Genomic DNA, 13,784 nt, shown 5'->3' with positions numbered 1-13,784 from the left:
CCGCCCGCCCCCCGGCGGGCCCACCCCAACCCCCGACATGGGGGCCCCGGGGGCGGGCTCCCGGCGGTCGTGTTAACCCCCGCCGCCGGTGGCGCCGCGGGCGTCGACCAGATGCACGGTGGTGCCGAAATTCTGGAGATCGCCGCAGGCCAGCGCCCAGTAGCCGCCATTCATGCCGCGGTATTTCGGCGCGATGCCGGCGTGGTAGTTGAGCACCGGGCAGGGCATTTGCGCCAGCGTCTGCCGGGACAAGAGCCGGCAGCCGGCGAGCAGCACCACGCCCGGGCGGATGTCGGCGATCGCCTGCAGGCAATCGGCTGCGTTGGCGGAGGAGACGTGGATGATCTTTTGTCCCGGCTTCGGCTCTGTCTGCAGTTTTTGCGCTGCGATCAGCCGCTCCGCGTGCCCGGCGAAGAAGCGCTTGCCGAGCCTCGTCAACACCATCGTGCCGAGTTGACCGATGGCCGAAAACCAGCCCTGGCGGCGCGCGCGGCCGAGCAGCAAATGCTTTTTGGATTCAGGGCTTTCGAGGATGACGCTGACAGGGTCGAGCTGGTCGGCGATGGCGTTGACGATGGCCCAGATGTGCGGCCCGCCTTCGGTGACGATGACGATCGCAGCACTTTTTTCAACCGCTGATGCCATGGCGCGCTTTCTTGCCGGCGCGCAACCATTTGCCGTGCGCTGCCCGGCTCAATTCTGTGCCGGGCGAGGTTAAATCTTGATGACCGCCCGGCCAGCGAGAGACCAACGGATCAGCGCTTGAACTCGATGATGTCGAGTTTCGATTCGTAGTAGGGCGCCGGGAATTCGATGCGCCATTCATTGGCGCTGGTGCGGAAGGCATAGCCGACCTGGTCGCTTTCCGGGCCGCTGCCATAGGGTTTTGGCTTGTTGTCATTGACATAGCCGGAGCCGAGATAGATCGCGCGTTTTTCGCCATCGTCGAAGAAACGGCCCTTGGTGCGTTGCGAGCCGCTGACCTTTTCCAGCTGCCAGCCGGAGCCATCGTCCGTGACCTTGCACTTGAACCAGCCATAGATGACCAGCGGGCCGGTCAGGCCCACCTTGATGGTTCGGCATTGCCAGTTGCCGCTCAGGTCCTTGTCGGAAAAGGCCACTATCGGCTTTGCCAGCAGCGCGTCGAGTTGGCTGACCTCAGCCGGGTCTCCCGCTTTTGCCTCGGCCAGCGCCGCCTTGCGGGTCTCGCCATATTTGTCGAGGCGAACCTTGTCGGCAGGCGTGATGATCTTCTGCACCTCGCCGTCGGCGCGAGCGGGCAAGGCGAAACAGAGCAGGCAAACGGCGGCGAGCAGGACGCGAGCGGTCATCGGTGGTATCCATGTTGGCGCGGCTGGAGCAGCCGATTCTATCTTCCAGCGCACAACTTACCCATTCGCGGCGGCCTGTCATCCGTGCTTAAACAGCGGTATGTTCCGCGGGAGGTGCGCGTGGGGGTTACAATCCATTTTGAGGGACAACTGCGCGGAGAGGAACAATATCTTGCGCTGTTGCAGGAAGTTGAAGCGCTTGCCATCGCTCGAGACTGGCGATTTCGGCCGATAGACGAGGCCGAAATGGTTCTCAACCGGGTCATCGACGAACGCAGCGTTGACTATATCGGCCCGGTCTTGGGGATAGAATGCCTGCCGCATCCCAAGTCGGATCGCCTAAGGTTCGAGTTCGACAGGGACCTCTTCATGCAGCAATATTGCAAGACCCAGTTTGCGGGGTCGGAGGCGCATATCGAGATCATCGAGTTGCTTCGCAAAGTTGCTCCTTTTTTCGACAAGTTCGACGTCTTCGATGAAGGCGAGTACTGGGAACTGGGCGACCGCACAATTCTGCAGGTCAATCTCGACACAGTCGACGCTCTGCTTGCAGAGGCTTTGCGCAAGGATCCAACTGCAAGAGGGCCGATCCGGTTAGACAACGGCCGCGTTGTCGATTTCGTGTCGGATCCGCAACCGGAGAGCAAATAATCCGAAAGTCGGGCGCCTAACGCACTTCTTCTGGATGTGCCGCCACCCGCGCCAATTCAGTCGTCAGGTCGCCATAGCCGGTCGAGCGGCGCTCGTAGGCGAGGCCAAGCATCTTCGCGGCCTTCTCGGCGACCTTGTCGAGTTCCGGATCGTCGGTCTGGGCGATGTAGATCAGCTTTTGGTAGTTGCCGAAATAGTCCTTGATCAGCTCCGGGTGCTTGTCGAGGCCGAGCGGCTTCATGAAGAAGGCGTCGAACTGGCGGCACAGGAAATCGGTCATGTAGAACGACATCATGTCGTCGTCGGCGACCTTCGCATAGGCGTCCATGCCCTGGTAGAAGGCAAAGCAGTGCGGCCCGGCCATGCGCTCGACGCCGTGCTTCTCCAGGACCCGGTCGAGCATGCCGCCGGTACCGCAATCGGCATAGCCAACGAAGATGTTGCTATAGCCTTCCGCCTTGGCCTTTTCGATCGCCTTGTCCATCGCCGGTGCGATGCGGTCGGGGTAGAAATGGAACTCCGCCGGCAGGCAGGTCAGGTCGAGATGGTCGAGCTTGAGCTGCTCCTTGACGGCCAAAACTTCGCGCGCAATCATTCCACAGGCGATGACCAGCAGCCTGTCGTCCTGATTCGGTTTCGTTTTTTGCATTCTGGCCATGGAACCCGGTCGAAGCGGCCTTCGTTGCTGTGGGGCGAATCTATCGAGAGAGGGATAAACCGTCCATGAAACTGTTACGCGTTGCGCCGATTGCAATCCTTGCCTGCGTCCTGGCGCTTACGGCCTGTGCCAACACCGTCCGTGGTGTCGGCCGGGATATCAAATCGACTGCGAAAGCCGTCGACGACACCGTCACCAAACCCTGACGCAGCCATCCGTTCCAATAGCTGGAACAAAAAAGCCGCGCTGCAAGGCGCGGCTTTCGATTGTGGCCCAGACGCCTTGCGTAACAGATCAGGCTGAAGCGCGCACGTTATGCTTGCGCTTCATGAAGTCCTTGGCGGTCTCGACCGCCACAGCCGCGTCGCGGCAATAGGCATCGGCGCCGACGGCCTTGCCGAATTCCTCGTTTAGCGGCGCGCCGCCGACCAGGACGACATAGTCGTCGCGGATGCCCTTTTCCTTCATCGTGTCGATGACGACCTTCATGTAAGGCATGGTCGTGGTCAAAAGCGCCGACATGCCGATAATGTCGGGCTGGTGCTGCTCGATGGCGTCGAGGTATTTTTCCACCGCATTGTTGATGCCGAGATCGATGACGTCGAAGCCGGCACCTTCCATCATCATGCCGACGAGGTTCTTGCCGATGTCGTGGATGTCGCCCTTGACGGTGCCGATCACCATCTTGCCCTGCTTCGGCGCGCCGGTGGCGGCCAGCAGCGGGCGCAGGATGAACATGCCGGCTTTCATCGCGTTGGCCGACAGCAGCACCTCGGGAACGAACAGGATGCCGTCGCGAAAGTCCTCGCCGACGATGCGCATGCCTTCGACCAGAGCTTCGGTCAGCACCTTGTAGGGCACCCAGCCGCGCTCGAGCAGGATGTTGGTGCCTTCCTCGATCTCTTCCTTCAGCCCGTCATAGAGATCGTCGTGCATCTGCTGCACCAACTCGTCGTCGGAAAGCTCGGAGAGGATGATCTCGTCGTCGGCCATTTTTCTCGGGCTCCTTGCCGCGCGGATGCGATCACGGCGGCTTAAAATAATCGCGTCAATACCTAACCCGGCGGGGGCAGGTATCCATAGCTGATTTGCGACTTCCCGCAAAAGGAAAGCGACCGCAAATCTATTGGAATTCTTGTCGATTTTGCGACAGGCGTTGGCGCTGGCGGGCCGTTTCGAATAGGGTGCATGGCTACGATCCGGGCGAGAAGCCGCCTACGCGGCCGCAAACGGTTTTTAGGGAAAAACGATCATGAGTGAAAACGCGTCAGTCGACCAGGAAGCGTCCAATGCGCGACGTGGACGTGCTGCCAGCGGCGGCGCGGCTGCAAGGCGGGCGGCGCGCTCGGGCGGCGGACCGGGCACCCAGCTCACCTATATCAAGCGCAAGATCAACATCTATGAGGTCCTCAACGAGGAAGGCCTGGCGATTATCGAAAACAACACCGATACGGTGCTGGAAGAGATCGGCATCATCTTTCGCGACGACGCCGAGGCGCTGCAGCTTTGGAAAGAGGCGGGCGCCGACGTCAAGGGCGAGCGCGTGCATTTTCCCAAGGGCCTCTGCCGCTCGCTGCTGGAGACCGCGCCGCCCATCTACACCCAGCATGCGCGCAACGCCGAACGTTCGGTGCAGATCGGCGGCAACGCCACGGTCTTCGCGCCGGTCTATGGTCCGCCCTTCGTGCGCGATCTCGACGGTGTCAGGCGCTACGCGACGATCGAGGATTTCCGGAATTTCGTGAAGCTCGCCTATATGGCGCCGTCGATTCACCATTCGGGCGGCACGGTTTGCGAGCCGGTCGACGTGCCGGTCAACAAACGCCATCTCGACATGATCTACAGCCACATCAAATATTCGGACAAACCGTTCATGGGTTCGGTGACGGCGCCAGAGCGGGCCGAAGACACCGTCGCCATGGCCAAGATCGTGTTCGGCGACGATTTCGTCGAAAACAACACCGTGCTGACCAGCCTGATCAACGCCAATTCGCCGATGGTGTTCGACGAAACCATGCTGGGCGCGCTGAAGGTTTATTCGCGTCACAACCAGGCTTGCATCGTCACGCCGTTCATCCTTGCCGGCGCGATGAGCCCGGTCACGGTGGCCGGCACGCTGACGCAGGTTCTGGCAGAGGTGCTGGCCGGCGCCTCTTTCACGCAGTTGATCCGTCCCGGCGCGCCGGTGCTGTTCGGCACCTTCGCCTCGTCGATCTCCATGCAGTCTGGTGCGCCGACCTTCGGCACACCGGAGCCGTCGCTGGTTTCCTACGGCGCCGCACAGCTTGCCCGCCGGCTCGGTCTGCCGTTCCGCACCGGCGGCTCGCTCTGCGCCTCCAAGGTTCCGGATGCGCAGGCCGCCTATGAGAGCGCCAACACGCTCAACTCGACTATTCTTGCCGGCACCAATTTCGTCCTGCATTCGGCCGGCTGGCTCGAAGGCGGACTGGCGTCCTGCTACGAGAAATTCATGATGGACATCGACCAGCTCGGCATGACGCAAAAGTTTTCCGAAGGCGTCGACCTGTCGGAAAACGGCCAGGCGATGGACGCCATCCGCCAGGTCGGCCCGGGCAGCCACTATCTCGGCTGCGACCACACCCAGGCCAATTTCCAGACCGCCTTCTACCGCTCCAGCATCGCCGACAACAATTCCTACGAGCAGTGGCTGGCCGAGGGCGAGAAGACAGCGCCGCAGCGCGCCAACGAACTCGCCCGCCGCTGGCTGGAGACCTATGAGGCGCCGTATCTCGATCCGGGCATCGACGACGGGCTGAAGGACTACATCGCGACGAAGAAGGCGTCGATGGCTGACGCCTTCACCTGAAAGGAGCCCGAGTCAGGCGGGGCTAAAGTCGCCAACATCATCCACAAGGAAGTCTGGCGGAGCGCTTTCTCCGACCCGGACAAGAAGGGATGATTGCGCGGCGCCGGGCTGACGAGATAGCGGCCGCGCTTTCCGCTGACGGCCTCATCCTGCGCGGTGGCTTCAATTTCGCAACAAGCGAAACGCCGCCGCATGGCCCTTCAGTTGCCCCCGCCAAATCCGTGCTGTTGGTCGGGCAGGCGGGAGCGGCACCCTGGCCGCATTTCCTGCGCTGGCGCGACCGGCAACCGCAAACCATTGCTCATCCGCTCGACACATGGTCGCGCGAAGTGATCGGTGCGGTGGCGGAGAAATTCGGCGCGCGCGCCGTTTCGCCTTCGGACAGACCTTATCTGCCGTTCCAGCAATGGGCGATGCGAGCGGAGGGGCTGAGACCGTCGCCGCTGGGCATCCTGATGCATCCGCAGTACGGGCTCTGGCATGCCTATCGCGGCGCGTTGCTGTTCGAGGATGAGATCGCGCTTCCTGAACGTCGCGAAGCGATTCACCTTTGCGAGGCCTGTGTCGCAAAACCTTGCCTGAAATCCTGTCCGGTTGACGCCTATTCCGCGGATGGTTTCGCTCATCAGGCTTGCCTGGCGCATGTGCGGGGATCGAAGGGCGAACCATGCCGCGGCGGCGGCTGCCTCGACCGCAACGCCTGTCCGTATGGCACGGCCCATCGCTATCCGCCTGAGGTTCAGGCCTTTCACATGACGGCGTTTGCTGGCCTGTAGCCGGGTCGAAAGCCCGCACAAAGTGTTGAACGGGATTGTCAGGGAACGGCTTGCCCTGACAATGCCTGCTTATATGTATCACACGACAATCAACGGGGCGCGCCATGGCGAAGCAGGACATTGAGATAAAAACCGAGGACGGCGTAGCGAAAGCCGGGCTGTTCCGTTCGGCGACCGCTTCCCCGTCCAGGGCCGGTGTCATTCTCTATATGGACGCCTTCGGTCCGCGACCGGCGCTCGACGCAATGGCGGAGCGGCTGGCCGGCGAGGGCTGTGCGGTGCTGGTGCCGGATCTTTTCTATCGCAACGCACCCTACGGGCCGTTCGAGCCCAAGACCGCTTTCGTCGTCGAGGAGACCAAGGTCGCGCTGACGGCGTTGGTCCACGGCACGACACAGGACATGACCATCCGCGACAGCAGGGCGTTCCTCGACACGCTTACCGCTGAAGGTGTCACCGGACCGGTCGGTGTCGTCGGTTACTGCATGGGCGGGGCGCGGGCCTTGAATGCGGCTGCAACCTATCCCGATCACATCGTGGCGGCGGCAAGCTTCCATGGCGGCAAACTGGCCAGCGATGCCGCCGACAGTCCGCACCGCAAGGCTGCAATGATCAAGGCGCGGGTCTATGTCGGAACGTCTGGGGTGGACCGCAGCTTTCCGCCGGAGCAGTCGGCGCGACTGGCCGAGGCGCTGCGCGTGGCGGAAGTCGACCACGTCATCGAAAACTATGCCGGCATGGCGCATGGCTGGTGCGTGTCGGATCACAGCGTGTTCAACGCGGCCGGCGCCGAACGTCATTGGAAGCGATTGACGACGCTGTTCGCCGAGACGCTGATCTAACGAGGCGTTGCCTGAAGTCGCAACGAACGGGTAGAGACTGCACGATTGGCGCGGCCTGTTAAAACAGCGCCAGTCGAGCGGGAACGAACAGCCTGATGCAATCCTATGATGTCGTGGTGATCGGCGCCGGTGCGGCCGGAATGATGTGCGCCATCGAGGCCGGCAAGCGCGGCCGCTCGGTCCTGGTGCTCGATCACGCGGCAAAGCCCGGCGAGAAGATCCGCATCTCCGGCGGTGGCCGCTGCAACTTCACCAACATCCATGCGAGCCCGAAGAATTTCATCTCCGGCAATCCGCATTTCTGCATCTCGGCGCTCAGCCGCTACACGCAGCGCGATTTCATCGAGCTCGTCGAACGCCACGGCGTCGCCTATCACGAGAAGACGCTTGGACAGCTGTTTTGCGATGGCTCGGCGCGGCTGATCATCGACATGCTGGTCTCTGAAATGCAGGATGGCGGCGTGGAGCTGGCGCTGTCGACCGAGATGAGGAACGTCAGCAAGGCCGCGGACGGTTTTGTGCTGACGCTCTCCACTGGCAGCGTCGCCTGCAATTCGCTGGTCGTTGCCTGTGGTGGCAAGTCGATCCCCAAAATGGGCGCGTCCGGTTTCGGCTACGAGCTTGCGGCGCAGTTCGGCCTGGCGGTGGTGGAAACACGGCCGGCGCTGGTGCCGCTTACCTTCGACGCAAGAACGCTGGAGCGGCTGGCGCCCTTGGCCGGCAATGCCGTCGATGCCGAAGTCGCCTGCGGCAAGACGTGGTTTCCAGAAGCGATGCTGTTTACGCATCGCGGCTTGAGCGGGCCTTCCATCCTGCAGATCTCGTCCTATTGGCGCGAGGGCGACGAGATCCGCATCGCCATGCTGCCGGGGAGGGATGTGGCGGAACTGCTGCGCGCCGCCCGGCGCGTCAACGGCAGGCAAGCGGTGCAGACGGTGCTTGCAAACCATTTGCCGAAGCGCCTTGCGCAAGCAGTCGCCGAGCGCAGTGGGATCGATGGCAATCTCGCTGATTTGACAGACCTGCAAATGAAAACCGTCGAAGCCGCCGTCAACGACTGGCGCATCAAGCCGGCCGGCTCCGAGGGTTACCGCACGGCGGAAGTGACGCTTGGCGGTGTCGATACCAATGGGCTCGATCAGAAGACGATGCAGGCGAAATCCGTGCCGGGGCTGTTTTTCATCGGCGAAGTCGTCGATGTCACGGGCTGGCTGGGCGGCTATAATTTTCAGTGGGCTTGGTCGTCCGGCTGGGCCTCGGGCCAGGTGTGCTGATATTCAGGTGAGGCCGGCCTGCAAACGACGGCTTTCTGTGCTTCCGGTGCTCGCGTACCAAAAGTACGCTCCGCTCCGGTTCTCGAAATCCATCGTTTTCGGCTCGGCCTGACCTGAATCTCAGCGCACCTGTTGCGCGTGCATCCGTCGCCTCGGAAAAAAATCTTTCCATAACCCCAAGGATTGGCCATTAGCCTTCGTCCAACAGGCAAATGATGGCGATGATGCTGGATGAAAGCGAAGCCTCCGACGCCGAATTGATCGGGCGGGCGAAGGGCGGAGACAGGGGTGCCTTCGGCAAATTGCTGGAGCGGCACTACGACTTCGTTTATCGCGCCGCCTATCGCTGGTGCGGAAAGAAGGCCGATGCCGAAGACATCGCCCAGGAGGTCTGTGTCCGTCTCGGCAAGGCGATCCGCGACTACCGCGGCGGCGGCGCGTTCACGACATGGCTCTATTCCGTGACGCTGAACGCGGCGCGCGACATGATGCGCAAGACCACGCGCGAAAACGTCAAGACCGAGGCTTTCGGCGCCTACAGCATGATTTCGGGAGAGGCCTCGGCCGAGCCCGAAGATCCCTCTGAGGCGCTCTGGGCAGCGGTGCGGCAATTGCCGGACAAGCAGCGCGATGCAGTACTTCTGGTCTATGGCGAAGGGTTGAGCCATGCGGCCGCCGCCGAGGCGATGGCAATCTCGGAGACGACGGTTTCCTGGCACATCCATGAAGCGAAGAAACGGCTGAAGACGTTGATTCGTTCAGCCGGGGAAGTGTGACCATGGTCGACGACAACGAACTCAACAGGCTGCGCGACGCAGCAGTACCGGCGCCCGGGGAAAGCGCGAAGGCACGCGCCTTCGAAGCCGCCATGCGCGCCTATGATCAGGAAAATATTTCTGCCGTCACCCAAGGATCGGTCGGCGGGCTTCGTCTCACAGAGCGAGCACAAAAGCTCTGGAGCGAGATCATGCAAAAGAAACTCATCGCCACGCCAGCCATTGCCGGGCTCGTCGCCCTGCCGATCGCCGGATACGCCACCTTTCATATGCTGAGGGAACAGCCGTCGCCGTTCGGCAGCGACGAGAAGATCACTGAGACGCTGGCCGACAAGCCGGCAACCACTGGGCCGGCGATCAACGCGCCGGTAAAAGACAAGCAGGCGCCTGAAGGCGACAAGAAGGCCGACGCCGACGCGCGAAGCCGCGACACTACTACGACGCTTACGCCGCCCGCGCCGCCAAAGCCCGAATCGACCGTTGCTGTCGCCCCTGCGCAGCAGGATGCGCTGGGGCGCGGCGTGTTGGCCGAGCCTGCGCCAGTTGAGAGCCGCGAGTTTTCGCTTGACGGCACCGCTGCCCCGGCCGGCGGCGCGCGGGTCGACCGCATGGCCGGCGCGACCGAATCCAAGTACCTGGCGCAGCCCTCTACCATGCCGGCCGACCAGATTGCGCCGCAGGAGCCAAACCGCGACCGCGTCGAGGATTTCAAGACCAATCCGGTGCATGCAGCGCTTCAGGATCCGGTCTCGACCTTCTCGATCGACGTCGACACCGCTTCCTATTCCTTCGTCCGCGGCTCGCTGAAGCAGGGCTACCTGCCGCAGGCCGACACGGTGCGCGTCGAGGAGATGGTCAATTACTTCCCCTATGACTGGAAGGGGCCGGACTCGGCTTCGACGCCGTTCAATTCGACCGTCAGCGTCATGCCGACGCCGTGGAACGGGCACACCAAGCTGATGCACGTCGCCATCAAGGGCTTCGACATCAAGCCGGTCGAGCAGCCCAAGGCCAATCTGGTGTTCCTGATCGACGTCTCGGGTTCGATGGACGAGCCTGACAAGCTGCCACTGCTCAAGTCGGCTTTCCGGCTGCTGGTCAGCAAGCTCAAGGCGGACGACACCATCTCGATCGTCACCTATGCCGGTGACGCCGGCACCGTGCTGATGCCGACCAAGGTTACCGAGAAGGACAAGATCCTCAACGCCATCGACAATCTGTCGCCCGGCGGCTCGACGGCCGGCGAGGCGGGCATCAAGGAAGCCTACAGGCTTGCCCAGCAGTCCTTCGTCAAGGACGGCATCAACCGTGTGATGCTGGCCACGGACGGCGACTTCAATGTCGGCCAGACCGATGACGACGATCTGAAGCGGCTGATCGAGCAGGAGCGCAGGACCGGCGTGTTCCTGTCGGTATTCGGCTTCGGCCGCGGCAATCTGAACGACCAGATGATGCAGACCATCGCCCAGAACGGCAACGGCACCGCCGCCTATGTCGACACGCTGGCCGAGGCCGAGAAGGTTCTGGTCGAGGATGCCTCATCGACGCTGTTCACCATCGCCAAGGACGTCAAGATCCAGGTCGAGTTCAATCCGGACAAGGTCTCGGAGTACCGGCTGATCGGCTATGAAACCCGCGCCTTGAACCGCGAGGACTTCAACAATGACCGCGTCGATGCCGGCGATATCGGCTCCGGTCATTCGGTGACGGCCATCTACGAGATCACGCCGAAGGGCAGTGGCGGCGAGCAGATGGATCCGCTGCGCTACGGCCAGGCAACGGTCAACAATGGCGGCGTCGCCAATGCCGACGAATATGCATTCGTCAAGATCCGCTACAAGCTGCCGAACGAAGACGTCTCGAAGCTGATCACCACGCCGGTGACGTCGGCCAACGAGGTCCAGTCTTTCGACCAGGCCAGCACCGACCAGCGTTTCTCCATCGCTGTCGCCGCCTTCGGCCAGAAGCTGCGCGACGAGGATGCGACCGCGAAGTTCGGCTACGACAAGATCATGGAGATTGCCACCGCCGCCCGAGGAGCCGACCCGTTTGGGTACAGGTCCGAGTTCCTTTCGCTTGTGCGCCTTGCCTCGGCGCTCGGCGGTAACCGGTAGTGGCAATACAGTCGGTTCCTTTCAGACGGGGGTCGTTCTGATACGGGGAACCGGCTACGGGCGGGTGAGGCAGGCCGGCGGGGAAAACCCTGCCGGCCTTTTTTCGGATCGATTGATCCGAAGCGCACCGATGATCCGCCTGATCGTTAAATTGCGCGGCTTTTCCGGAACGTCATCGCAATGCCCTGCTATTATTGCATGGGGTCGGGACTGGGCTTGGGGAGCCGGGAATTGCAGATCATGAACATTGGAAACACGACGCCGGCGGTGAGACACACGCAGGCGTCGGGAACGCTGTCGCCAGAATCCAGGCGCATCATGGATGACGTTGACGCAGCCCGGAATACCGCAAAGTCGGCGCTGACCAATGACCGCTTTCGCGTCATGCTGGAGCAGATCGGCAATCCGCAGTCGTCGGGTGACCTGGTGACGATGAGTGGCAACGCCAACGGCACCGCCCTGGATTTCAAGACGGCGCTATCGCGTTACGCTGAAAACAGCGAATAAGTTCGATATCAGGCGCGGCTGCGGCGGCGTTCGCGGCGGGCTTCGCTGGTCTCGGCGGTGTTTTCCGTCGCTACCTTGTTGCGCATCGGACCGATGCGCTCGACGATCGCCGCGACGGTCGGGCGTTCGGATTTGGTGTGCGCGTCAAGCGCCTTGCGCATGGCAGCAAGGTGCTGGAACGAGGTGCCGCAGCAGCCGCCGATGATCTTCGCGCCGCCATCGACAGCCAGCCGGACATAGTCGGCCATCAGCTCCGGCGTGCCGGAATAATGGATTTCGGTGCCACGAAATTCGGGAATGCCGCAATTGCCCTTGACGATCACCGTCGCTTCCGGCCTCGCCTCGGTCATGTCGAGCAGCGAGGCCAGGATGTCGGAGGCGCCGACGCCGCAATTGGCGCCGACACCGAGCGGTGTCTCTGAAAGTCCGTCGACGACGCCGTGGATATCCCTGGGCAGCAGGCCCATCATGGTGCGGCCGGCAGTGTCGAATGAACCGGTATAGGTGTAGGGCAGGCCGACGCGGATGGCGGCCTCCGCCGCGGCGCGGATTTCGTCCGGCGCAGACATGGTCTCGATCCAGGCGACTTCGGCGCCGCCTTCCTTGAGACCCTCGATCTGCTCGGCAAAAGCCTCGACTGCTTCGTCATAGGTCATGGCGCCGAGCGGCACCAGCAACTCGCCGGTCGGGCCGACCGAGCCGGCGACGATGACTTTCCTGCCGGCCTTGTCGGCGACCGCGCGGGCAATCTCGGCGGCGCGCTTGTTCAGCGCATGCACGCGGTCCTGCGCATGGTGCAGCTTCAGCCGGTGGCGCGTGCCGCCGAACGAGTTGGTGAGAATGATATCGGCGCCGGCGTCGACGAAATTCTGGTGCAGGCTGGTGATGGTGTCGGGCGCTGTCTCGTTCAGCAACTCCGGCGCTTCGCCGGCCTCCAGACCCATGGCGAACAGATTGGTGCCGGTGGCGCCATCGGCGAGCAGCACGCCCTTTTCGGCCAGCAGAGCATCGATGGGATTGTTCGCGGTCATCGGATCGACTTTCAGATATTTGAATGGAATAAGGATATAAAGAAGTCTTTATGTCCAGTCAATGTGTTTGCAACCTGCAATGCCGCGCGGCGCACCTTTCCGGGGCGTTGGGGATCAGGCAGAACCCGATGGAAATGACGCGCCGGCCAGATTGCGCGCGTAGGCGGCGGCCTCATGCGGGTTGATGTCGGCGGCCCGGATCAGATTGTCGAAATGCTGGGTCAGCGCTTGGACCGGCTGGGTGGCATTCAGCACGACATACATGTCGCCGACATAGATGGCGGCGCGATAAGGGCCGAAGATGGTCAGCGGGATCGAATAGCGCATGCGGCCGTCATAGAGGAACAGGCGGAAGGTGGGGTAGAGATCGTCAAGCAGCGTCGCCATATGGGCAAGCTGCTGCCGGCGGTCAGCCTCGGGAAAGCGGTCCCAGACGCCCAGGCCGCGGGCAAAGATCTCAAGCGTATGGCGCGGCATGCAGACCTCCATGTCGGTCTCAGGGCGCCGGTTGTACTCGATGCGGTACTGCGTCTCGCTGGCCTGCGCCAGACGGCTGCGGTTGGTGATGTTGGCTTCGTAGTCGACCAGCTGGCGTGTGCGCAGGAGATCGGGAATGCCGGCCGGCACATAGCGGATCTTGGTGCCTGCGGCCTCGGCGAACCATTTGGCGAGCAGCGTGCGGTCGAAGCCGTCGGGCGCCTCTTCGATCTCCAGGCTTTCGCGGATTTCGCCGGTGACGCCTTCATCCTGGGAGAGGCCGAGCAGCCAGTCCAGCGAGATCTTGAATTCGGCGGCGATGTTGAGCAGCGTTTCGGCACGTGGCAGGCGCGTCGAGGCGCCGGACATCAGTTGCGACAGCGCCGACCGGTCGATGCCGACTGCTGACGCGAAAGCCGACTGGTTGAGATCGGAGCGTGTCAGGAGCAGCTTCAGGCGCTCCCGGAAGATTGCCGAAAGGTCCCGTTTGTCCACTGTTCATTCTCCGCACTCTCTTAGG

The 13,784-nt window shown here is 62.4% G+C and carries 15 protein-coding genes; 9 read left to right on the top strand and 6 right to left on the bottom strand.

Annotation, left to right across the window (positions count from 1 at the left end; genetic code table 11):
• Positions 1-72: 72 nt before the first annotated feature.
• Both NKH35_RS25755 and NKH35_RS25750 read right to left on the bottom strand, forming a co-directional pair.
• Entirely contained in the window at positions 73-645 is a 573-nt protein-coding gene (locus NKH35_RS25755) for a formyltransferase family protein (RefSeq protein ID WP_502906998.1), read from the bottom strand.
• A gap of 110 nt (positions 646-755) precedes the next feature.
• Entirely contained in the window at positions 756-1,331 is a 576-nt protein-coding gene (locus tag NKH35_RS25750; protein WP_027050291.1) for a DUF4893 domain-containing protein, read from the bottom strand.
• A 120-nt stretch (positions 1,332-1,451) separates the two neighbouring features.
• Here NKH35_RS25750 and NKH35_RS25745 point away from each other — a divergent pair, with 120 nt between their 5' ends.
• On the top strand, positions 1,452-1,982 hold the full coding sequence (locus NKH35_RS25745) for a hypothetical protein (protein WP_155923533.1): 531 nt from the start codon (positions 1,452-1,454) through the stop codon (positions 1,980-1,982).
• Positions 1,983-1,998: 16 nt separating this feature from the next.
• On the opposite strand, the gene NKH35_RS25740 is transcribed toward NKH35_RS25745, so the two are convergent.
• On the bottom strand, positions 1,999-2,640 hold the full coding sequence (locus NKH35_RS25740) for a DUF1638 domain-containing protein (RefSeq protein WP_023688116.1): 642 nt from the start codon (positions 2,638-2,640) through the stop codon (positions 1,999-2,001).
• A 65-nt stretch (positions 2,641-2,705) separates the two neighbouring features.
• Here NKH35_RS25740 and NKH35_RS25735 point away from each other — a divergent pair, with 65 nt between their 5' ends.
• A complete protein-coding gene (locus NKH35_RS25735; RefSeq protein WP_023670401.1) occupies positions 2,706-2,846 on the top strand; it encodes an entericidin A/B family lipoprotein in 141 nt (46 codons plus the stop codon).
• A gap of 88 nt (positions 2,847-2,934) precedes the next feature.
• Here the strand turns inward: NKH35_RS25735 and NKH35_RS25730 are convergent, their stop codons facing one another.
• Positions 2,935-3,633, bottom strand: coding sequence for a cobalamin B12-binding domain-containing protein (locus NKH35_RS25730; RefSeq protein WP_023688118.1), 699 nt, complete (start codon positions 3,631-3,633; stop codon positions 2,935-2,937).
• A gap of 259 nt (positions 3,634-3,892) precedes the next feature.
• On the opposite strand from NKH35_RS25730, the gene NKH35_RS25725 reads away from it, so the two are divergent.
• The 7 genes from NKH35_RS25725 to NKH35_RS25695 all read left to right on the top strand — a co-directional run bounded on the left by NKH35_RS25725 (position 3,893) and on the right by NKH35_RS25695 (position 11,756).
• The gene (locus NKH35_RS25725) at positions 3,893-5,467 is read left to right on the top strand and encodes a trimethylamine methyltransferase family protein (RefSeq protein ID WP_023818047.1); all 1,575 of its coding nucleotides are present in this window, start codon (positions 3,893-3,895) and stop codon (positions 5,465-5,467) included.
• Between the two features lie 89 nt (positions 5,468-5,556).
• Positions 5,557-6,243: a hypothetical protein gene (locus tag NKH35_RS25720; RefSeq protein WP_352916830.1), complete on the top strand. Its 687-nt coding sequence runs from the start codon at positions 5,557-5,559 to the stop codon at positions 6,241-6,243.
• A 104-nt stretch (positions 6,244-6,347) separates the two neighbouring features.
• Positions 6,348-7,085: a dienelactone hydrolase family protein gene (locus tag NKH35_RS25715; protein ID WP_352916828.1), complete on the top strand. Its 738-nt coding sequence runs from the start codon at positions 6,348-6,350 to the stop codon at positions 7,083-7,085.
• 95 nt (positions 7,086-7,180) lie between these two features.
• Complete coding sequence (locus NKH35_RS25710) at positions 7,181-8,359, top strand: BaiN/RdsA family NAD(P)/FAD-dependent oxidoreductase (RefSeq protein WP_352916826.1); 1,179 nt, start codon at positions 7,181-7,183, stop codon at positions 8,357-8,359.
• Positions 8,360-8,574: 215 nt separating this feature from the next.
• Positions 8,575-9,135, top strand: a complete 561-nt coding sequence (locus NKH35_RS25705) for an RNA polymerase sigma factor (RefSeq protein ID WP_023739087.1) — start codon at positions 8,575-8,577, stop codon at positions 9,133-9,135.
• 2 nt (positions 9,136-9,137) lie between these two features.
• Positions 9,138-11,249 (top strand): vWA domain-containing protein, encoded by a 2,112-nt coding sequence (locus tag NKH35_RS25700; RefSeq protein ID WP_352916824.1) that lies wholly within the window; start codon positions 9,138-9,140, stop codon positions 11,247-11,249.
• Positions 11,250-11,489: 240 nt separating this feature from the next.
• A complete protein-coding gene (locus tag NKH35_RS25695; protein ID WP_031202677.1) occupies positions 11,490-11,756 on the top strand; it encodes a hypothetical protein in 267 nt (88 codons plus the stop codon).
• A gap of 8 nt (positions 11,757-11,764) precedes the next feature.
• Here NKH35_RS25695 and bmt read toward each other — a convergent pair whose 3' ends face one another.
• Positions 11,765-12,787, bottom strand: a complete 1,023-nt coding sequence (bmt, locus tag NKH35_RS25690) for a betaine--homocysteine S-methyltransferase (RefSeq protein WP_023735240.1) — start codon at positions 12,785-12,787, stop codon at positions 11,765-11,767.
• Positions 12,788-12,901: 114 nt separating this feature from the next.
• Positions 12,902-13,759, bottom strand: coding sequence for a helix-turn-helix domain-containing protein (locus NKH35_RS25685; protein WP_023681768.1), 858 nt, complete (start codon positions 13,757-13,759; stop codon positions 12,902-12,904).
• Positions 13,760-13,784 lie beyond the last annotated feature (25 nt).

Origin of the sequence: Mesorhizobium sp. M1143 (assembly GCF_040318435.1) — a bacterium.
In the GTDB taxonomy this organism is placed as follows: domain Bacteria; phylum Pseudomonadota; class Alphaproteobacteria; order Rhizobiales; family Rhizobiaceae; genus Mesorhizobium.
This window is presented reverse-complemented; position numbering and strand designations above follow the sequence as displayed.